18 protein-coding genes are annotated in these 19,206 nt (G+C 65.7%); 8 read left to right on the forward strand and 10 right to left on the reverse strand.

What is annotated here, in order from left to right:
- Position 1: 1 nt before the first annotated feature.
- Both CFE28_00680 and CFE28_00685 read right to left on the reverse strand, forming a co-directional pair.
- On the reverse strand, positions 2-1,315 hold the full coding sequence (locus CFE28_00680; GenBank protein OYU68644.1) for a hsp70 family protein: 1,314 nt from the start codon (positions 1,313-1,315) through the stop codon (positions 2-4).
- A 68-nt stretch (positions 1,316-1,383) separates the two neighbouring features.
- Positions 1,384-3,675: an NADP-dependent malic enzyme gene (locus tag CFE28_00685; GenBank protein OYU68645.1), complete on the reverse strand. Its 2,292-nt coding sequence runs from the start codon at positions 3,673-3,675 to the stop codon at positions 1,384-1,386.
- A gap of 202 nt (positions 3,676-3,877) precedes the next feature.
- Here CFE28_00685 and CFE28_00690 point away from each other — a divergent pair, with 202 nt between their 5' ends.
- Complete coding sequence (locus tag CFE28_00690) at positions 3,878-4,651, forward strand: 4-hydroxy-tetrahydrodipicolinate reductase (GenBank protein ID OYU68646.1); 774 nt, start codon at positions 3,878-3,880, stop codon at positions 4,649-4,651.
- 12 nt (positions 4,652-4,663) lie between these two features.
- On the forward strand, positions 4,664-6,094 hold the full coding sequence (locus CFE28_00695; protein ID OYU68647.1) for an amidase: 1,431 nt from the start codon (positions 4,664-4,666) through the stop codon (positions 6,092-6,094).
- 1 nt (position 6,095) lies between these two features.
- Here CFE28_00695 and CFE28_00700 read toward each other — a convergent pair whose 3' ends face one another.
- The 4 genes from CFE28_00700 to CFE28_00715 form a co-directional block, all read right to left on the reverse strand.
- Positions 6,096-7,193 (reverse strand): hypothetical protein, encoded by a 1,098-nt coding sequence (locus CFE28_00700; protein ID OYU68648.1) that lies wholly within the window; start codon positions 7,191-7,193, stop codon positions 6,096-6,098.
- Positions 7,194-7,272: 79 nt separating this feature from the next.
- The gene (locus tag CFE28_00705) at positions 7,273-7,842 is read right to left on the reverse strand and encodes a hypothetical protein (GenBank protein OYU68649.1); all 570 of its coding nucleotides are present in this window, start codon (positions 7,840-7,842) and stop codon (positions 7,273-7,275) included.
- A 14-nt stretch (positions 7,843-7,856) separates the two neighbouring features.
- Positions 7,857-8,312 (reverse strand): deoxyuridine 5'-triphosphate nucleotidohydrolase, encoded by a 456-nt coding sequence (locus tag CFE28_00710; GenBank protein OYU68650.1) that lies wholly within the window; start codon positions 8,310-8,312, stop codon positions 7,857-7,859.
- Positions 8,309-9,502: a bifunctional phosphopantothenoylcysteine decarboxylase/phosphopantothenate synthase gene (locus CFE28_00715; GenBank protein OYU68651.1), complete on the reverse strand. Its 1,194-nt coding sequence runs from the start codon at positions 9,500-9,502 to the stop codon at positions 8,309-8,311. Before CFE28_00715 ends, CFE28_00710 begins: the two co-directional genes overlap by 4 nt.
- A gap of 168 nt (positions 9,503-9,670) precedes the next feature.
- Between CFE28_00715 and CFE28_00720 the strand changes: the two genes are divergently transcribed.
- Positions 9,671-10,243: a hypothetical protein gene (locus tag CFE28_00720; protein OYU68652.1), complete on the forward strand. Its 573-nt coding sequence runs from the start codon at positions 9,671-9,673 to the stop codon at positions 10,241-10,243.
- 2 nt (positions 10,244-10,245) lie between these two features.
- On the opposite strand, the gene ubiB is transcribed toward CFE28_00720, so the two are convergent.
- Together ubiB and CFE28_00730 are read right to left on the reverse strand one after the other, a co-directional pair.
- The gene (ubiB, locus tag CFE28_00725) at positions 10,246-11,736 is read right to left on the reverse strand and encodes a 2-polyprenylphenol 6-hydroxylase (GenBank protein OYU68653.1); all 1,491 of its coding nucleotides are present in this window, start codon (positions 11,734-11,736) and stop codon (positions 10,246-10,248) included.
- Positions 11,737-11,739: 3 nt separating this feature from the next.
- Positions 11,740-12,528 (reverse strand): bifunctional demethylmenaquinone methyltransferase/2-methoxy-6-polyprenyl-1,4-benzoquinol methylase, encoded by a 789-nt coding sequence (locus tag CFE28_00730; protein OYU68654.1) that lies wholly within the window; start codon positions 12,526-12,528, stop codon positions 11,740-11,742.
- A 34-nt stretch (positions 12,529-12,562) separates the two neighbouring features.
- On the opposite strand from CFE28_00730, the gene CFE28_00735 reads away from it, so the two are divergent.
- The 5 genes from CFE28_00735 to CFE28_00755 all read left to right on the forward strand — a co-directional run bounded on the left by CFE28_00735 (position 12,563) and on the right by CFE28_00755 (position 17,386).
- On the forward strand, positions 12,563-13,426 hold the full coding sequence (locus CFE28_00735) for a DNA-formamidopyrimidine glycosylase (GenBank protein OYU68655.1): 864 nt from the start codon (positions 12,563-12,565) through the stop codon (positions 13,424-13,426).
- Positions 13,320-14,303, forward strand: coding sequence for a hypothetical protein (locus tag CFE28_00740; GenBank protein ID OYU68656.1), 984 nt, complete (start codon positions 13,320-13,322; stop codon positions 14,301-14,303). The genes CFE28_00735 and CFE28_00740 overlap by 107 nt, the downstream gene beginning before the upstream one ends.
- 34 nt (positions 14,304-14,337) lie before the next feature.
- Positions 14,338-15,114 carry an enoyl-CoA hydratase gene (locus CFE28_00745; GenBank protein OYU68657.1) on the forward strand — a complete coding sequence of 259 codons (777 nt, stop codon included), beginning with the start codon at positions 14,338-14,340 and terminating at the stop codon, positions 15,112-15,114.
- A 130-nt stretch (positions 15,115-15,244) separates the two neighbouring features.
- On the forward strand, positions 15,245-15,514 hold the full coding sequence (locus tag CFE28_00750) for a 30S ribosomal protein S20 (protein ID OYU68658.1): 270 nt from the start codon (positions 15,245-15,247) through the stop codon (positions 15,512-15,514).
- A gap of 420 nt (positions 15,515-15,934) precedes the next feature.
- On the forward strand, positions 15,935-17,386 hold the full coding sequence (locus CFE28_00755; GenBank protein OYU68659.1) for a chromosomal replication initiation protein DnaA: 1,452 nt from the start codon (positions 15,935-15,937) through the stop codon (positions 17,384-17,386).
- Here CFE28_00755 and queG read toward each other — a convergent pair.
- Positions 17,383-18,501: a tRNA epoxyqueuosine(34) reductase QueG gene (gene queG / locus CFE28_00760; GenBank protein OYU68660.1), complete on the reverse strand. Its 1,119-nt coding sequence runs from the start codon at positions 18,499-18,501 to the stop codon at positions 17,383-17,385. The two genes, CFE28_00755 and queG, sit on opposite strands and share 4 nt — an antisense overlap.
- A complete protein-coding gene (locus tag CFE28_00765; protein ID OYU68661.1) occupies positions 18,482-19,153 on the reverse strand; it encodes a glutathione S-transferase in 672 nt (223 codons plus the stop codon). Before CFE28_00765 ends, queG begins: the two co-directional genes overlap by 20 nt.
- Between the last annotated feature and the right edge of the window lie 53 nt (positions 19,154-19,206).

Here is a 19,206-nt window from a genome sequence, read left to right on the forward strand (position 1 = left end):
CTCAGGCCCGGCGGCACCAGCGTTCCAGGTCCCGTTCCCGGCCCATGAGGGCGAGGCCCGAGGCGATGGACTCCAGTTCATTGCCGCTTTCAATGCGCTCGGCGGGAAACCGCTTGAGGAAGATGTCGCGGACGGCGGGCACCAGGGATGAGCCGCCGGTGAGGAAGACCCGGTCAATGCCCGCCGCCTCAAGACCTGCGTCCTTGAGCGCCTGATCCACCGCGGTCTCGATCTGGGCAAGCTCGGGGGAGATCCAGGCCTCGAATTCGGAACGCTGGACTTCGCGCTCCAGCTGGATGGATCCGGCGTCGAAGGAGAAGGTCGCCCGGGTCTCGGCCGAGAGGGTCTCTTTCAGCCGGGAGACCGACTTGTAGAGCTGGTAGCCGTAGTTCTCGTCCAGGGTCTCCACCAGCCGGGAGATCTTCTCCGGCTCATCGGCTTCCCGGACCAGCTTGCGGATGTCACGCATGTCGCGGCTGGCCCGCAGCAGGGCCAGCTGATCCCAGCGGGCGAAGGCGGAATAGTAGCGATTGGGGATGGGCAGGGTCTTGCCGAAGCTGGAATAGGTCGACCCCTTGCCCAGGGCCGGCGAGACAAGATTGTCGATGATCCGGTAGTCGAAGGCGTCGCCCGCCACGCCGACCCCGGAGCGCCCCAGGGCTGTGGACTGGATCTCGCCATCCTGGCGGCTGAAACGGATGATCGAGAAATCGGAGGTGCCGCCGCCGAAATCCCCCACCAGAACCGTGGCGTCCCGGGTCAGGCCACGGGCGAAGAAGAAGGCCGCCCCCACAGGCTCATAGGCATAGAGGATTTCCTCAAAGCCCAGCCGGGCGAAGGCCGCTTCATAGCGCGTCAGCGCCAGATCCTCGTCAGGCGAGGCGCCGGCGAAGGTCACGGGGCGACCGACAATGACCCTGCGCGGCATGTCCGCCAGGCCTGGCCCCGCGTGTTCACGCATCTTCAGCAGGAAGGCCGAGAGCATGTCCTCGAACACATAGCGGCGCCCCAGGATCTGGGTTTCCGTGAAGCTGGCTGAAGCCGCAAAGCTCTTGAAGGACTGGATGAACCGGGTCTCCAGCGGATCTTCCACATAGGCCTCGATGGCCCAGGGCCCCGCCTCGACCTGGCGCTCCGAAGGCCGATCCGCCGGGGCGTTGAAGGACAGGGCCGAGCGGAAGGCGAAGACCTCGCCCTCGGGGGCGGGGAAACGCACCAGCTCAGCCGCGCCGCCGGCGCCGGCCAGGGCGATGACCGTATTGGTGGTGCCGAAATCGATACCGAGACTGAGGCCGGACATTGCGCATTCCTTCATGGGGTGACGACACGAAGACCGCGCCACCCCGAAGTGCGCAGCCTGCTAGTTCAGGATGGACCCGAGGCTCAAGACTGAGCCTCCGCAATGTCCTGTTCGTAGGCGGCCAGGGTGGCCATCTGCAGGATCTTGGAGACCGAGGCCGACAGGGGGGCGATCTGGACCGACTTCTGCAGGCCCAGCAGGACCGGACCGATCACGGTCGCCCCGCCCAGGGCCTGGACCAGCTGGGTGGAGATGGCGGCCGAATGGATGGCCGGCATGATCAGGACATTGGCCGGGCCGGTCAGGCGCATGAAGGGGTAGCTGGCGCGGCGCTGGGGATCCAGGGCCACTTCCGGCGGCATTTCGCCTTCGTATTCGAAGTCGACCTCGTCCATCTCGTCGAGCATGGCCACGGCCTCGCGGACCTTTTCGGACCGCTGGCCCATGGGATTGCCGAAGGTCGAATAGGACATGAAAGCCACCCGCGGGGTGAAGCCCATGGCCTTGACCGCCCGGGCCGCTTCCATGGCGATTTCCACCAGTTCGTCGGCTTCCGGCATTTCGGTGATGTTGGTGTCGGCGATGAACAGGGTCTGGCTCTTGGCCAGCAATATGCTCATGCCGATGACGCGGCCATCCGGGGTGGGGTCTATGACCCTCAGGATCTCCTCGAGCACCTGATCATAGGACCGGGTGACGCCGGTGACCATGCCGTCTGCGTGACCCAGGGCCACCATGGAGGCGGCGAAGGAGTTGCGGTCCTGGTTGATCAGGCGCTGGACGTCGCGGATCAGATAGCCCTGGCGGGCCAGGCGGGCGTAGAGGAAGTCCACGAACTGGGGATTGTGGGCCGAGACGCGGGCGTTGACTATTTCAAGATTGGTCTCGGCGGGATCCAGACCGGCCAGAACCATGTTTTCCCGGACCAGATCCTCACGGCCCACCAGAACGGCGTGGCCAAGGCCGGCGCTCTCGAAGGCATAGGCGGCGCGGATGACGCTGGGCTCTTCGCCTTCAGCGAACACAATCCGCTTCTTGGGCCCGCGCAGGACAGCGCCCTGCAGCTTCTGCAGGAAACCGGCCGTGGGGTCGAGGCGCTGGGCCAGGGAGGCGCGGTAGGCGTCCATGTCGGCGATGGGCTTGCGGGCCACGCCGGTGTCCATGGCCGCCTGGGCGACGAAGGGCGGGATGTAGGACATCAGCCGCGGATCGAAGGGCGAGGGGATGATGTATTCCGGGCCGAACTTCAGCTGGACGCCGTGATAGGCGGCGGCGACCTCGTCGGGCACGTCTTCCCGGGCCAGCTGGGCCAGGGCGTTGGCGCAGGCGATCTTCATTTCCATGTTCACCCGCCGGGCGCGCACGTCGAGGGCGCCCCGGAAGATGTAGGGGAAGCCCAGAACGTTGTTCACCTGGTTGGGATAGTCGCTGCGGCCGGTGGCGACGATGGCGTCCTTGCGCACGGCGTGGGCTTCTTCCGGGGTGATTTCCGGGTCGGGATTGGCCATGGCGAAGATGATCGGATTGGGCGCCATGGAGCGCACCATGTCCGGGGTCAGGGCGCCCTTGACCGACAGGCCGATGAAGACGTCGGCGCCCTTGAGGGCGTCGGCCAGGGTGCGGTGTTCGGTATCCACGGCGTGGGCCGACTTCCACTGGTTCATGCCTTCGGAACGGCCGCGATAGATGACACCGGTATTGTCGACAGCGATGCAGTTGTCCGACCGCACGCCCATGGCCTTCATCAGCTCAAGGGAGGCGATCCCCGCGGCGCCGGCGCCGCAGAGCACCAGCTTGACCTCTGAAAGCTCGCGCCCGGTAATGGCGCAGGCATTGATCAGGCCGGCGGCGGAGATGATGGCCGTGCCGTGCTGGTCATCGTGGAAGACCGGAATGTCGAGCAGCTCCTGCAGCTCGGTCTCGATGCGGAAGCATTCGGGGCTCTTGATGTCCTCGAGATTGATGCCGCCAAAGGTCACGCCGATATTCTTGACCACCGTGATGATCTCATCGGGGTCTGTCGCCGAGACTTCGATGTCGATGGAATCCACATCGGCGAAGCGCTTGAAGAGGACGCTCTTGCCCTCCATCACCGGCTTGGAGGCCAGGGCGCCCAGATTGCCGAGGCCCAGAATGGCCGTGCCGTTGGAAATCACCGCCACAAGGTTGCCCTTGGAGGTGTAGTCATAGGCCGCTTCCGGATCTTCAGCGATCTTGAGAACAGGCACAGCCACGCCCGGCGAATAGGCCAGGCTGAGGTCCCGCTGGGTCGCCATCGGCTTGGTGGCGATGATCTCGATCTTCCCCGGCGTCGGGTACTTGTGGAAGGCCAGAGCCTCTTCGTCGGTGAAGGTGCGTTTTTCCGAGTCGCTCATAAGCGCGGCGGATCCTACATAAGTTCAAAGAATGAGAGGCAACCTATAGAGGGGGCATGGGCCGGATAACAGCCCGAAAGGCGCCCCGGGCGAAGAGAGTTCCCCCAAATTCCCCTTCGACGCGAAGGGGCGGCGGGGAATTCATTGACCGGGACCCTCGCGGCGAGGACAAACAGCGCAAAGTCGTTCCGGAAACTGCGTCATGACCCTTCCTGTGAAAATCGCCCTGGCGGGGGCCCTTGGCCGCATGGGGCTGGCCCTTGAGGCCGCCCTGCTGGATCGTCCGGATCTGGTGATCGTGGGAAAATTCGACCGGCCCGGAGCGACCGGCCCCGGACTGACCACGGCGGAGGAGGCCCTGGTCATGGCCGATGTGGTCATTGACTTCACCACGGCGGAGGCCTCGACCCAGCTTGCAGAGGGCCTTGCCGCCCGGGGCGGGCCAGCCATGGTCATCGGCGCCACCGGGTTTACCGAAGCCCAGGCCGGGCGCATCGCCGCCGCCGCCCGGTCACTGCCCATCGTCCGCACCGGAAACTATTCCCTGGGTGTCAACCTGCTGGCCGGCCTCGTCGCCAGGGCGTCCAGGGCCCTAAGTCCGGAAGCCTATGACATCGAGGTCTTCGAAGCCCACCACAAACGAAAGGTGGATGCCCCCTCGGGAACCGCCCTCCTTCTGGGACAGGCCGCGGCGGACGGTCGGGGCCAGGTCCTGTCCGAGGTCTCGGTCCGGGCCCGGGACGGGATGACCGGGCCGCGGCGCGCCGGAGACATCGGCTTCTCCGTCCTGCGCGGCGGCGGCATTGTCGGGGATCACTCGGTGATCTTCGCCGCTGAGGACGAGATCATCACCCTCAGCCACTCGGCCCGCGACCGCAGCCTGTTCGCCCGGGGCGCCGTCGAAGCCGCCAGGTGGGTCGCCGGGAAGGAACCGGGCGAATATGACATGCAGGACGTCCTTGGCCTGAAGACCTGACCGGAGATCACCATGAGCCGCGACATTCTCGATCTGGACGCCACAGACCAGCTGGCGGCTCTTGCGGCGGGACAGGTTTCCGCCGTCGAACTGTTCGACCTCTCCACGGCCCGTGAAGCCAGACTACGCGATAGGCTGAACCTGGTGGTCGTGCGGGATCTGGAGGGCGGGCGTTCCGCGGCCAGGGCCAGCGATGAGCGGCGGGCGAAGGGCGAGACACCAGGTGTCCTGGAGGGACTGCCCATGACCCTGAAGGATACCCTGGATGTGGTCGGCATGCCGGCCAGCGCCGGGGTTGAGGCCCTCCGGAATCGCCCCTCCTGCGAGGACGCAGAAACAGTTGCGCGGGCGCGGGCGGCTGGCGCCGTATTCTGGGGCAAGACCAATGTCCCTGTCATGGCCGGGGACTGGCAGAGCTTCAACAGCCTCTATGGGGTTTCCAGCAATCCCTGGGACCCGACCCGGACCACGGGCGGATCCTCAGGCGGCGCAGCAGGCTGCCTGGCGACGGGAATCACGGCCCTGGAAATTGGGTCGGACATTGGCGGCTCCTTGCGGGTTCCGGCAAATTTCTGCGGTGTCTATTCCCATAAGCCCAGCTGGGAGGCTGTGTCGCAGAGGGGCCACGTACCCCCGGCGCCTGGATCCAGCGCCCCGCGGGACCTGAATGTGGTGGGGCCCATGGCAAGGTCGGCCCGGGACCTGCAACTGCTGTTCTCGATCATCTCACGGGCGGGGACGGGGGCGGTGCCTGCGCCACGACTTAAGACGCTGAAGGTCGGGCTGTGGCTGGATGAACCCGCCTACGGTCTGGACCCGGAGGTCCGCACTGTCCTTGAAGCTTACGGACGGTCATTGGAGGACGCCGGCGCTACTGTCGAACTGGTCCCCTCCCCGTTGGATGCCGCAGTTCTGAAGGACTGCTACCAGACCCTGCTGGGCTCGGTGATCGCCCAGGACCTTTCCGCCGCCCAGATCGACAACCTGCTCTCCATGCGGCCGGAAGCCCTGGCTGCAAAGGCCGCGGGCGCCCCCATGGCCGGCCAGGTCCTGTCCTATACGGCGACCCATCTGGAATGGCTGGCGGCCGACGAGACCAGGTTCAGGCTCATTGATCAGGCGGCCAGCGTTTTTGCGCGCTATGATGTCCTGCTGGCGCCGGTGACGCCGGTTCCGGCCTTTCCCCACGACCATTCGCCGTTCAACACCCGGGTCCTGACCCTCAGCGACGGCCGGACCATCCCCTATGCCTCCATGCTGGACTGGATCTCGATGGCGACCACATGCCGCCTGCCGGTGACCTGCGCCCCGGCCGGGCTCACGGCCTCTGGTCTTCCAGTCGGCGTTCAGATCATCGGACCACCCGGGGGCGACGCCATCACCCTTTCGGTGGCGGCGGCCCTGTCCGAACTCCGCAGCTTCGTTCCGCCGCCAGCATACTGACCTAGGGAATGACCGCGTCGCCATCCAGGTCGAGGACGGTCGCCATGGCCCGCTCGGCCCAGGCCCGGAAGACCGCCACGCCGCGATCATTGGCCATGTCCAGGGAGCCGATGGCCACGACCGGCCAGCACCAGCCCAGGGTGGCGCAGAACCGGTAATCCGCCTGGAGCCGGGCCAGGGAATAGTCGGCGACCCCGGCCTTCACCAGCCCGGCATGGTGGCGTTGGACCAGGTCATCCTGGGCCTGCCTGCGGACATCGGTCTTCAGGCTGCCCGCCAGCATGTAGGCCAGGTCGAAGGCCGCCGGTCCCTCCAGCATGACCTGCCAGTCAGCTATGGCGAAGGGCTCCCTGGCCTCCCCCACCTCGAAGAACATGTTATCGGCCCGATAGTCCCCGTGCATGATGGTGCGCGGCATGGCGGCGGCCAGGTCCATCATGGCCTCAATGCGGGTGGCGAGCTTTTCGCCGGTCTTCCTCATGGCGGCGGGCATGCCATCTCCCAGGAAGTCGACCACCGCTGGCCAGCACTGCTGATAGACCCCCTGCAGGCCCTTCATCTGGGGCGAGTTGATTTCCAGCAGCCAGGGCATTTCCGCCAGCCTGGGTGAACCCCACCACCGGCCATGGAAGGCGGCCGCGGCGTCCAGGGCCAGGGCGGCGTCGGCGGGGCTCATGCCAGCCAGGTGGTCCCCCAGCCTTGCCGGAGACAGGTCTTCCATCAACAGGATGAAGTCGTGGGACTGCGGATCGAACTCTGCGTGATAGGCCCGCGGGGTGCGGATCGGGCTGTCTTTCTGCAGGAGCCGGTAGAAGCCGGTTTCCTTTTCGTAGAACTGGAACACCAGATCGATCTGCCGGGCGCCGGGATCCAGGGGCGCCAGCTTGGCGATCAGTCGACGCGGCGCCTCAGGGGCCGGGCCGTCATAGTCCAGGATCAGGCGCTGCATGGCGCTCATGAAACCCAGGCCGACACCGAGAGGCTCCGCCGTCACCTTTGCGACCCGGGCCCCGGCGAGGACGCCGGACCGCTCAAGGGCGCCGGTCAGCCAGGCAGGGGAAATGTCTGTTACGGTTCTGGGAAAGGTCTCGCCGGCCATGTTTCCTCCCGCCGGGGTATTTGTCCCCGTGCTGCTGGCAGGAAGGCTAGGTCAGGAAACGGGCCCTGAAAACCCCGATCTATCCCCGAAGGTGCGCCCGCTCGTTCAGGCTCAGCACATTCCTCTGCCCGCTGCGGGCGGCCATGAAACGGTTGATGCTGGTATAATCGGCTTCGAAGAAGACCCTGGGCGCAATGCCAAGGACGTGGGCCGCCCAGACATTGATCACGCCGCCATGGCAGAAGACAGCCACCCTCTGGCCCGGATGGGCGGCGATGATCTCCTCCATCGCCGCAACCACCGTGGCCTGGAACTCGCCCATGTCGACGCCGTTGCCGCCCTCGGCCATGGCCTGCCAGGCGGCGAAGTTCTCGCGCTTGAGTTCCTCGGTGGGAATGTAGACGCCGGACGACCTGTCAAATTCCACCACGCCTTCGTGCCGCCGGACTTCATGACCCGCCAGACCTGCAAAGGGCTCCGCCGTCTGCACCGCCCGCATCATGGGGCTCGACCAGACAGCGTCGATCTTTTCCGCCGCCAGCCAGTCGGCCACCCTGCGGGCCTGGTCCAGGCCTTCCGGATTGAGGTGGGGATCTGACGTATCTTCGCGGCGCTCCGGGCGGCCATGACGGACGAGGAGAAGTTCCATGGGGGCTCCGATGCTTACTGGGCGCCCGTGGAGCCGAAGCCCCTGGCGCCCCTGACGGTTTCGTCCAGGCTGTCGACCTCGATCCAGCCGGCCTGGATCACCGGGGCGATGACCATCTGACCGATCCGGTCGCCCCGGGAGATGACAAAGTCCTCCTGGCCCAGATTGATCAGGATGACCTTCACCTCGCCGCGATAGTCGGCGTCAATGGTGCCCGGGGTATTGGCCTGGGAAATGCCGGACTTCAGGGCAAGGCCGGACCGGGGGCGGACCTGACCTTCAAAGCCCGAGGGAATGGCGAAGGAGAGGCCCGTGGGGATGGCCGCCCGGGCGCCCGGCTTCAGGACAAAGGGTTCGTTTGCGGGCACGGCGGCGCGCAGATCCATGCCGGCGGCGTCCGCCGTTTCATAGGCCGGCAGGGGCAGGTCCTTATTGTGGGCCAGTCGGACCACAGGGATCATCGGTTTCATTTCAGGCCCTCAGCCATGCGCGCCGCCAGCTGGTCGGCGACCTGTGATTTCGCCAGGCGCTCCCAGCGTTCAATGCCGTCCTTGGTGACAATGGAGACCGCATTGTCATCGCCGCCCATGGTTCCGGCGATGGAGACGTCGTTGGCGATGATCCAGTCGCAGCCCTTCCGGGCCAGCTTGGCCCGGGCATAGTCTTCCACCTGGTCGGTCTCGGCGGCGAAGCCGACGACGAGAGCTGGCCGGTTCTGGCTCCGGGACAGGGTGGCCAGAATGTCGGGGTTTTCCGTAAGGGTCAGGGTCGGCGGCCCTCCGCCGGGAACCTTCTTGGTTTTCTGGTCGGACACCTCCGCCGGGCGCCAGTCCGCGACAGCGGCGACACAGACAGCGATATCGGCGGGCAAGGCCGACTGGCAGGCTGCCAGCATCTCAACCGCTGTCTCCACATCCACCCGGTTGACGCCTGGAGGCGTCGCCAGGGCGACGGGGCCCGAGACCAGGGTCACCCGCGCCCCGAGCTTGGCCAGGGCGGCCGCGATGGCGAAGCCCTGTTTGCCGCTGGAGCGGTTGGTCAGATAGCGCACCGGATCAATGGGCTCTGCTGTCGGTCCCGCCGTCACAAGGGCATGTCTGCCCGCCAGGGGTCTGGCGGAGCCGGACAGCAGGTCGAGAATGGCGGCGTGGATTTCGGCAGGCTCGGCCATACGGCCTGGTCCGAACTCTCCACAGGCCATGTCGCCGTCATTTGGCCCGACCATGTGGACGCCGTCGGCCATCAGGGTCGCAAGATTGCGGCGGGTGGCGGCGTGCTCCCACATTCGGACATTCATGGCCGGCGCCATGAGGACCGGCTTGTCGGTGGCCAGCAGGACCGTGGAGGCCAGATCATTGGCGTGGCCATTGGCGGCCTTGGCCATCAGATCCGCCGTCGCCGGGGCGACCACCACCAGGTCAGCCGCCCGGGAAAGCTGGATATGCCCCATCTCGGCTTCGTCCGTCAGGCTGAACAGATCGGTATGGACGGGGTTTTCCGACAGGGCCGAAAGGGACAGGGGCGTCACGAATTCCGCGCCCGCCGAGGTCAGAATGACCCGCACCCCGATACCGGACTTCCGTAGAAGCCGAATGAGTTCAAGGCTTTTGTAGGCGGCGATTCCGCCCCCGACGATCAAGAGTATGCGCTTTTGCGACACGGGATCCGCGCCTCCGCCAAACCTGCAGCCTTCTAAGGCCGGATCGGGAAAAGTGCGAACCCCTTTTCAGATGGACGGCCGGTTCGCCAGGCGGGCAAAAAAGGACTCGACAACCTTGGAGGTTGGTTCCTATTTTGTTCCTGCACTCTTAGCTCGGGGAGAGAACCCATGTCAAAACTGCGTTTAGCCGCCGCCTTCGGGCTGACCCTGGTCATGCTGGCCGCCTGTGAGCGGTCTTCGGCCGTCGCCACGCGAACCGATGGAACCGACCGTCGCGACCTCTATGAAGACAACCGTACCGGCAACCCAACCGGTGACAGCGCCGAAGACCGGCGCTCCTCCTACCAGGCGCAGGCCGCCCGGGATGAGCCGGCCCGCCAGATCAATGGCAAGGCCATCTGGTCCTCCAGCCGCAAGGGAACGGCTGAGGAGAATGCCGAGCGCAGCTTTGTCCGAAATGGTGAGGACTTCGGCGCCCGGGACCTCGACGCCTATATCCGCAAGGCCCAGGCCTTTGTCAGCAAGCCCCCGGCTGGCGCCCAGACCCTGAAGCGGGCCAATGGCGATGTCCTGATCTACGACGCCGGCTCCAACGTCTTTGCGGTCGCTACCAGGGACGGCGTTCCCAGGGCCATGTTCAAGCCCGACCAGGGCGCAGCCTATTGGGATATCCAGAAGGCCCGGGAGAGCAAGCGCCAGACCGCCAAGGCCGATCGGCGGGCCTCGGACACCGAGGGCTAGGCTCAGAAGAGCCAGGCGCCCAGCAGGACACCTGCCGCCAGAGTCGCTGCGCCAATGCCGAACCAGATCCAGGGCGATGGCGTCACGGACTGGTATGCTGGCGCTGCCGGCGGCGACTGAAGGAGGCGGGCAAGGTTCTGGAGGGCGTCTGCGCCTTCCTGAAGGAAGCGGCGGGCCTGGGCCGGAGGCGAAAGCTCCCGCAGCATCCAGCGCCGCACCACGGGGTCGGCGGCCTGCCACATGTCGTGGTCGGGACAGATGCCACGGGCCACGCCCTCCACGGCCACCATGGTCTTCTGCAACAGGACCAGTTCGGGCCTCAGCTTCATGTCGAATATGGCGGTGATCTCGAAGAGCTGGATGAGGACCCGGCTCATGGGTACTTCGCTGGCCGGACGGCCGAAGACCTGTTCGCCTACCGCCCTCAGGGCCTGGGCGAAGGCCGAGACCGAATGGGTGCGGGGAACATAGCCGGCGTCGAAATGAACCCTGGCCACGCGCTCATAGTCGCGCTCCAGAAAGCCCCAGAGGATCTCGGCCAGATAGCGCCGCTCGGGCGCGCCAAGCCGTCCCACAATGCCGAAATCAACCGCCTCGATCCGGGCGGGCGCCGCCACGAACAGGTTTCCCTCGTGAAGGTCCGCATGGAAGACCCCATGGTCCAGGGCCTGGGCCAGAAAGGCGCGGATCAGATTGTCGGCCAGGGCCTGACGGTCGAGCCCCGGCTGTTGCAGGGCCTCAGGACCCGAAAGGGGAAGGCCCTTTGCCCATTCCAGGGTCAGGACCGTCTTGCCGACGCCCTCCCAGATGATGCGCGGCGCCGTCATATAGCCGTCCCGGGCCATGACCCCGCGCAGTTCATCACAGCCGGCGGCTTCGAGCCGCAGGTCCAGTTCCAGCTCTGTTGACCGGATGACCGTTTCCGCAAGCGCCTGGGGCTGCAGGCGCCGGGCAGTCGCCGACACGCCGGACAGGAAGCTCGCCGCAAGGCGCATGGCGGCGGCGTCCTCGGCGACCCTCTGGTCAATGCCGGGACGCAGGACCTTTACCGCCACATGGCGGCCGTCCAGCAGCCAGGCGGGGTGGGCCTGGGCAAGGGAGGCGGCGGCGATCGGCTCATCAAACCGGGCAAACAGGCTTTCGACGCTGCGGCCAAGGGCGTGTTCGATCTCGGCCCGCGCCGTCGCGGTCGGGAAAGGCGACAACCGGTCCTTCAGTCGGGACAGGTCCACCGCGAAGGCGGCGCCGAAGATATCGGCCCGGGTGGAAAGGAGCTGACCCAGCTTGATGGCCACCGGACCCAGGGTCTCGAGGGCCAGGGCGAGACGCTCGCCGGGGCGGCCCAGGCGGGACTGGGGACCGGCGAAGACCAGCAGAAGCCGGGACAGCGCCTGCAGGGCGGGCGGATAGTGGCTGATGGCTTCCCGCGGCAGGAGGGCGTCGTAGCGGACCAGCCGCCAGACGGCCTCAATGAGTCGCCTGAAGCCGGCCATGGGTCAGATGGCCCAACCCTGATGCAGGGCCGCAACCCCGCCTGTGAAATTGGTGTAGCTGACGCGCTTGAAGCCCGCCTTCTCCATCATGCCGGCAAAGGTCTTCTGGTCAGGAAACCGGCGGATGCTCTCCACCAGGTACTGATAGGAGGCGCGGTCCTTGGCCACCAGCTCGCCAATGGCCGGGATGACCGAGAAGGAATAGGCGTCATAGGCACGACGCAGGGCCTCGGTGGCCGGGCGCGAAAACTCAAGGCACAGGAAACGTCCACCGGGCTTCAGGACCCGCCGGGCCTCCACCAGGGCGGCCTGGACGTCGGTGACATTGCGGATGCCGAAGGAAATCACATAGGCGTCGGCGCAGGCATCCGGCAGGGGCAGGCGCTGGGCGTCGCCCACACCCCAGGCGATTTCCGGTTCCCCGCCCTTTTCCCGCCCGGACGCGACCATTTCAGCATTGTAGTCGAGGACGAAGATCTTTGCGTCGTCCCCGCCCCGGCGCTCCTGGGCGCGGCGGGCCATGCGGGCGAACCTGCGGGCCATGTCCCCGGTGCCGCCGGCGCAGTCGATGATGACTTCGCCGGGCTGGGGATTCAGCCGCGCCGCCACAGCATCCTTCCACAGACGGTGAACCCCTGCGCTCATCAGGTCGTTCATCAGGTCATAGCGGCTTGCCACCCGGTCGAAGACGCCCCGCACCAGGCGCGGCTTTTCGCTGGGATCTACGTCTCGAAATCCGAAGGTCGCGGTCATGCTGGCCTCATAGCGCTCCTCTGTCCTGCGCGCCACCATTGCCTACCCATGACGACGTATGCGAGTCAGCACCATGCCTGAGCTTCCCGAAGTTGAAACGGTCCGGAGGGGTCTCGCCCCTGTCCTGGAGGGTCAGAGACTGCGCAGGGTGGAAGCCCGCCGCCCGGACCTGCGCTTCCCGTTTCCCGAGGGCTTCGTCCAGCGCCTGACCGGGGCGGAGATTGTCGCCCTGAGACGCCGGGCCAAATACCTCCTGGCCGAGCTGGACCGGGGCGAAACCCTGGTCATGCATCTGGGCATGAGCGGAAGGTTCGAGATCGCCCTGCCTGAAGGCGCCGTCCGGCCCGGCGAATTTCACTATGCCGCCGACCCCGACCCCAAGCACGCCCATGTGGTTTTCGAGACCCAGGCTGGCGGGCGGGTCACATATTATGATCCCAGACGGTTCGGCTTCATGGGTCTGATTGAAACGGGCGGCCTTGATCAGCACCCCTGGTTCGCCGCTATGGGCCCCGAGCCCCTTTCGCAGGACTTCGGACCTGATCGGCTGGTCGACATGTTCAGGGGCCGGATCCAGGGGCCCAAGACCCTGCTGCTGGACCAGAGGGTCGTGGCCGGCCTCGGCAATATCTATGTGTGCGAGGCGCTGAACCGGTCGAAGATCTCGCCCTTCCGCCCCGCCGGCGAGATCAAGGCCGCCAGGCTGGGCTTGCTGGCGACGACGGTGAAGGACGTCCTGGCCGAGGCCATTGAAGCCGGGGGCTCGACCCTGAAGGACTTTGCGGCTGCAGATGGAGCCCTCGGCTATTTCCAGCACAGATTCCGGGCCTATGACCGCCTGGGCCAGCCCTGCGCCAACCCCGGCTGCAAGGGGACCATACACCGCGAGGTCCAGGCCGGACGCTCGACCTTCTTTTGCCCAACATGTCAGACATAGGGCGGTCATGAACAAAAGCGCCCTGCCCGTCCTCGCCCTTGCCTTCTGCCTGTTCTGGTCGGTTCCGGCCTGGACGAAGCCACCGGTATGGATTGTCCGGGATGCGGATTCCGAAATGATCCTGTTCGGCTCTGTCCACGTGCTGCCGGCGGGTCTGGAATGGCGTCCCGAAGCCCTGAACAAGGCCCTGCCTGCAGCTGATGACATCTGGTTCGAACTGCCCATGGAGCCGGGCGCCTCAGCCCAGGTGGGCCAACTGGCCCTGAGCATGGCCAGGTTACCCCCAGGCAAGACCCTGCAGGGCCTGCTGACCCCTGCCGACAGGGTTCGGCTGGCGAAGGTCTGCAAGAGGCTGGGACTCTCCCCCGCCCAGTTGGATCCCTTCGAGCCCTGGTTCGCCGAGGTCCTGCTGGCCACGGCGGAATTCCAGCGGTCGGGCGCCACGGCCTCAAGCGGGGTCGAGGAAATCCTGGCGGGCGCAGCGCCACCCGACACAAGGCGACGGGCCCTTGAGACGGCGCAGCAGCAGCTGGACATGTTTGACCAGGCGCCCATGGCCGATCAGATCGCCTCGCTGAAGGACACCCTCCGCCAGATGGAAAGCGATCCTGGGGCCTATGACCGGCTGGTGGAGGCCTGGAATGCGGGCGACCTGGACCGGCTGGACCGGGAGGCCCTCTCGCCCCTGCGCAAGGCGGCGCCTGAGATCTACCGGCGGCTGGTGACAGACCGCAATCAGGCCTGGGTCGGTCCGCTCGATGAACGCCTCAAGGGCCAGGGCCTGACCATTGTCGTGGTGGGCGTCGGCCACCTGATTGGGCCCGGCGGCGTTCCAGCCAGGCTCCGCGCCCTTGGCTATTCGGTTCAGGGGCCGTAAAGGCCGAGGACCCGTTCTGAAAGGAGATCCGTCCATGGCCTTCGAGACCCTGATTGTCGAAACCCAGGGCGCCGTCCGCGTCATCCGGCTCAATCGCCCGGACGCCCTCAACGCCCTGAACAGCACCCTGATGACGGAACTCGGCCTCGCCCTGGACGCCGTCAGCGCCGATGACGCCATTGGCTGCGTTGTACTGACCGGCTCGGAGCGGGCCTTCGCCGCCGGCGCCGACATCAAGGAAATGTCCGACAAGAGCTACGCAGACATGTTCAAGAGCGACATGTTCGGGGCGATCTCCCGGAAGTTCGACCAGTTCCGCAAGCCGGTCATCGCCGCCGTCAGCGGCTTCGCCCTGGGCGGCGGCTGCGAACTGGCCATGCTGTGCGACTTCATCATCGCCGCCGAGACCGCGAAGTTCGGCCAGCCCGAAATCAATCTCGGCGTCATGCCCGGGATCGGCGGCACCCAGCGCCTGACCCGGCTGGTGGGCAAGTCCAAGGCCATGGACATGATCCTGACCGGCCGGATGATGGACGCCGCAGAGGCGGAGCGCGCCGGCCTGGTTTCCCGGGTGGTCCCGGCCGAAAAGCTTTTGGAAGAAGCCCTGGCCGCAGCCACGAAGATCGCCGGCCAGTCGCCCCTCGCCGTCATGATGAACAAGGAACTGGTGGAAGCCGCCCTGGAGACCACCCTGGCGACCGGGGTGGCCATGGAGCGGCGCCTGTTCCACTCGCTTTTCGCCTTCGAGGACCAGAAGGAAGGCATGGCGGCCTTTGTGGAAAAACGGAAGCCGCAGTTCCGGGGAAGCTGACCCGATAGCCGTCCTGAGAAGAAAGCCCAATGGCGCATTGACCCACAGGCCGCCTTCCCGTATATCCGCGCCTCCAATTTAGACGCCCGCCTCTGACAGGCGGCGCGCCATTCGTTTTGAGAGCTGAAGCATGGCAAACACGCCCGGCGCCAAGAAAGCGGTCCGCAAGATCGCCCGCCGTACCGAAATCAATACGGCCCGCCGTTCGCGCGTGCGCACCTTCCTGCGCAAGTTTGACGAGGCCCTGGCCGCCGGCGATCCCGCCGTCGCCAAGGACGCCTTCATCAAGGCTCAGTCCGAACTGATGCGCGCCGTGACCAAGGGCGTGGTCCACAAGAATACGGGCTCGCGCAAGGTCTCGCGCCTGGCTGCCCAGCTGAAGAAGATGGCCGCCGCCTAGGCAGGCTCTCACCTGGCGAAATCGTCAGGCGACATCGGCTTTTTCTTACCCGCAATCGCACCTGACGCCCGTGGACCATCGTCCGCGGGCGTCTTGTTTTTCAGCCTCATTAACCGCTTACCTGCGACCAATTTACTCAGTTCAAGGACCCGGAAATTCCAGATTCCCTTGCGGGATTGGGGGTCATGTCGAGTCAATAAAAATATCCGCAAACCGAGCGAAGAATCTCCGTTGACCGGCGAAGAGCCGAAGCTAGTGTTCGTCTCGTAGAGCGTATTTCCAATTGAACTTGGATGCGGAAAACGACGGCGGCGAGAGTCTATCTCGCTTCCGGGAACGAACCCGTGCGCTCGAAAAACTGAGGTTTATCTCGGTGCGAGTTGAGGCGTGGGGGCTCGGCTTGCGGCCAGAATTAAGGGGATGACAGTGACCATCGCGCGTGGAGGGCTAGCGGAAGCTTTGACCGGAGCTGGGACGGGCGATGCCTGGAACAAGACCTGTCAGGCGCTGAAGCATGAGCTCGGGGAAGCGACCTTCGGATCCTGGCTTGGCCAGGCGTCTCTCAAGGAGCATGGCGCCGACATCTGCCTCGTGGCGGCCACCGGCGTCGCCCGGGACTGGATCCGCCGTCACGCCTGGCGGCGCATTGGAGAACTGTGGGCCCAGAACGACCCCATGGGTCGCCATCTGGATCTGAAGTCCCGCATGGAATTCGAGGCCCTGGGTGAAGCTGCGCCCATGACAGCCCCGGCGACCATGGTCGAAATCTCGGTCCCGCAGTTTTCGGCTCCATCTGCATCTCATTCCCCGACCCAGCAGGTCAGGGCTCCGGCCCGCCACGGCCTGCAGGAAAGATTCACCTTCGACACCTTCGTTCAGGGTCCGGCCAACGAGTTCGCCTTTGCCGTGGCCCGTCGGGTGGCCTCCTGGGCTGACGGACATTTCAACCCGGTCCTCTTCCACGGCCCCTATGGCTTTGGAAAGACCCACCTGCTGAACGCCATGGCCTGGGAGGCCATGCAGACCGGTGTCGAGAAGAAGGTGGTCTATCTGACCGCCGAGCGCTTTACCTCGGCCTTTGTCCGCGCCATCCAGGATCGCCAGACCTCGGCCTTCAAGGATGAGCTCCGCGACGCCGACCTGCTGCTCATTGACGACGTTCACTTCGTGGCGGGCAAGCAGTCCACCCAGGAAGAGCTTTTCCACACCCTCATCGCCCTGGTGGAGGATGGTCGCCGGGTCGTCATGACCGCTGACCGTTCACCGTCAGAACTGACGGACATGGAGCCGCGACTGCGCTCACACCTGCAGGCGGGTCTGGTCTGCGGCATCGAGCCGGCCGACTTCAATCTTCGTCTGGGCATTCTCGAGCGCAAGCTGGCCACCCTGGCCGGTCAGGGCGGCTTCGCCCCTTCGGTCCGGCCCGAGGTCCTGCAGTTCCTGGCCGACCGCTTCACCGATTCCGTTCGTGAACTGGAGGGCGCCTTGAACACCCTGGTGGCCCGTGTCGGCGGCGATCTCGCACGCCTGTCCCTGGACGAAGCCCAGGCCATTCTGCGCCCCCATCTTTCCTGCACTGAAAAGCGCGTGACGGTGGACACCATCCAGAAGGCCGTGGCCGAGCACTATGGCCTGAAGCAGGCGGACATGATTTCCGAGCGCCGCGCCAGGGCCGTGGCCCGGCCGCGTCAGGCGGCCATGTGGATCGCCAAGCAGATCACAACCCGCTCCCTGCCCGATATCGGTCGGCGGTTCGGCGGGCGGGATCACACTACGGTCCTTCACGCGGTGCGCCGGATCGAGTCCCTGCGGGCGGAGGATCCGGCCCTGGCGCGGGATCTGGACATCCTGCTGCGCAAGCTGCGCGGCTAGAGCCATTCCGTCATGACAGAGGGGTCGGATTCATGTCCGGCCCTTTCGGCCTTCAGAACGCTGAAGGTCTCTTCCGGGACAACCTGTCTCATCGCCCAGACCGCAGCCCCCCGGACCACCGGGGAGGCATCTTCAAGAAGCTGGCCGATCGCATCCCCATGGCGGGCGTCCCGGGTATTGCCCATGGCGTAGAGTACATTGCGGATGAACCGGTCGCGACCGATGCGCTTGATAGGGTTCTTGGCGAAGAGGGCACGGAAGTCCTGATCCGTCAGGCCGATCAGATCCTCCAGCCTTGCCTGGGCCAGGGCTGGGCGCGCCTGAAGACGAAGTTCATGGGAAGCCCGGGCGAACTTGTTCCAGGGACAGGCCGCCAGACAGTCATCGCAGCCATAGATCCGGTTGCCCAGGGCGGGCCGGAACTCCACCGGGATCGGCCCCTTCAGCTCGATGGTCAGGTAGGAAATGCAGCGCCGGGCGTCCAGCTGATAGGGCGCTGGGAAGGCGCTGGTGGGGCAGATGTCGAGGCAGGCCCGGCAATTGCCGCAGTGATCCTGTTCGGACGTGTCCGGCGCCAGGTCAGCCGTGGTCAGAATGGCGCCGAGAAACAGCCAGGACCCGAAGTCCCGGCTCACCAGATTGGTGTGCTTGCCCTGCCAGCCCAGACCGGCAAGCTGGGCTAGGGGCTTTTCCATGAGAGGGGCGGTGTCGACAAAGACCTTGAGATCCTGCCCGAAACGGCTGGCCATCCAGCCTGCCAGTTGCTTCAGCCGGCCCTTGATCAGGTCGTGATAGTCATCGCCCTGGGCATAGACCGAGATGGCTGCCCGCTCAGGATCCTTGAGGACTTCAAGCGGATCGGTGTCTGGACCGTAATTGACCCCGAGCATGATGGCGCTGCGGGCCTCATTCCACATGCCTGTTGGATGGGCGCGGCGCTCCAGGGTCTCCGCCATCCAGTCCATTTCGCCATGGCGGCCAGCCTCGACAAAGGCCTCCAGCCTGGCGCCGGCGGGCCAGGGCGCGGCGCAGTCAGCAAAGCCACAGATATCGAAACCGAGCTCAGCCGCCTTCTGGCGGATGATCTCTCGGGGATCAGAAATCGAGGTCGTCATAATGCGCCGCTGGCGGAAGGCCCGGCCAGCGGTCGGAGAGCAGGGGGCGGAAGGCCGGCCGGGATTTCAGCTTCATGTACCAGGTCTTGACCCCCGAAAAGTCCTGCCACGGGACATCGCCGAAATAGTCGATGACCGAAAGGTGGGCGGCGCCGGCGAAGTCGGCCATGGAGAGGCGGCTTCCGGCCAGCCAGTCCCGCTCCCGCAGCAGGTCTTCCATATAGGTCATGTGGGCCCGTAGGGCCTCACGGCCCTGCCGCAGGCTGGCGAGATCAGGGGCGCCAAGGCCAAGCAGTCGCTTTTCCATCTTCTCGTGCAGGAGATAGCCGCCAACCTCATAATCGAACTTGCGGTCAAACCACTGGAGCAGACGACGGGCCTCGGCCCGCTCCTTCGGCTCGCGACCCAGAAGCGGCGGCTCGGGAAAGGTTTCTTCCAGGTGATCGAGAATGGCCCTGCTCTCGCAGAGGACCAGATCATCTTCCACCATGACTGGCGTCAGGCCTGAAGGGTTGAGGGCCATCAGATCGGCCGGCCGCTCCCAGTACCGCACGGTCTGGTCATTGAAGGCCAGACGCTTTTCTCCCAGGGCCAGGCGGACCTGGCGGGAGGCGGGATCCAGCGGAAAGTGGTGAAGGGTGCGGACGGTCATATTCTACGGCGTCAATTCTGGGCCGATAGACCACGGTGTGTCTTAAGGTCCCG

It is taken from the genome of Alphaproteobacteria bacterium PA2 (assembly GCA_002256425.1).
Lineage (GTDB): Bacteria > Pseudomonadota > Alphaproteobacteria > Caulobacterales > Caulobacteraceae > Phenylobacterium.

Excerpts from the sequence above, each read along its gene's own strand:
- CFE28_00680 (OYU68644.1), bottom strand. The coding sequence starts at position 1,315 with ATGAAGGAATGCGCAATGTCCGGCCTCAGTCTCGGTATCGATTTCGGC.
- CFE28_00750 (OYU68658.1), top strand. The coding sequence starts at position 15,245 with ATGGCAAACACGCCCGGCGCCAAGAAAGCGGTCCGCAAGATCGCCCGC.
- CFE28_00740 (OYU68656.1), top strand. The coding sequence starts at position 13,320 with ATGACCGCCTGGGCCAGCCCTGCGCCAACCCCGGCTGCAAGGGGACCA.
- CFE28_00755 (OYU68659.1), top strand. The coding sequence starts at position 15,935 with ATGACAGTGACCATCGCGCGTGGAGGGCTAGCGGAAGCTTTGACCGGA.
- CFE28_00685 (OYU68645.1), bottom strand. The coding sequence starts at position 3,675 with ATGAGCGACTCGGAAAAACGCACCTTCACCGACGAAGAGGCTCTGGCC.
- CFE28_00695 (OYU68647.1), top strand. The coding sequence starts at position 4,664 with ATGAGCCGCGACATTCTCGATCTGGACGCCACAGACCAGCTGGCGGCT.
- ubiB (OYU68653.1), bottom strand. The coding sequence starts at position 11,736 with ATGGCCGGCTTCAGGCGACTCATTGAGGCCGTCTGGCGGCTGGTCCGC.
- CFE28_00700 (OYU68648.1), bottom strand. The coding sequence starts at position 7,193 with ATGGCCGGCGAGACCTTTCCCAGAACCGTAACAGACATTTCCCCTGCC.
- CFE28_00735 (OYU68655.1), top strand. The coding sequence starts at position 12,563 with ATGCCTGAGCTTCCCGAAGTTGAAACGGTCCGGAGGGGTCTCGCCCCT.
- CFE28_00730 (OYU68654.1), bottom strand. The coding sequence starts at position 12,528 with ATGGTGGCGCGCAGGACAGAGGAGCGCTATGAGGCCAGCATGACCGCG.
- queG (OYU68660.1), bottom strand. The coding sequence starts at position 18,501 with ATGACGACCTCGATTTCTGATCCCCGAGAGATCATCCGCCAGAAGGCG.
- CFE28_00765 (OYU68661.1), bottom strand. The coding sequence starts at position 19,153 with ATGACCGTCCGCACCCTTCACCACTTTCCGCTGGATCCCGCCTCCCGC.
- CFE28_00745 (OYU68657.1), top strand. The coding sequence starts at position 14,338 with ATGGCCTTCGAGACCCTGATTGTCGAAACCCAGGGCGCCGTCCGCGTC.
- CFE28_00720 (OYU68652.1), top strand. The coding sequence starts at position 9,671 with ATGTCAAAACTGCGTTTAGCCGCCGCCTTCGGGCTGACCCTGGTCATG.
- CFE28_00710 (OYU68650.1), bottom strand. The coding sequence starts at position 8,312 with ATGAAACCGATGATCCCTGTGGTCCGACTGGCCCACAATAAGGACCTG.
- CFE28_00705 (OYU68649.1), bottom strand. The coding sequence starts at position 7,842 with ATGGAACTTCTCCTCGTCCGTCATGGCCGCCCGGAGCGCCGCGAAGAT.
- CFE28_00690 (OYU68646.1), top strand. The coding sequence starts at position 3,878 with ATGACCCTTCCTGTGAAAATCGCCCTGGCGGGGGCCCTTGGCCGCATG.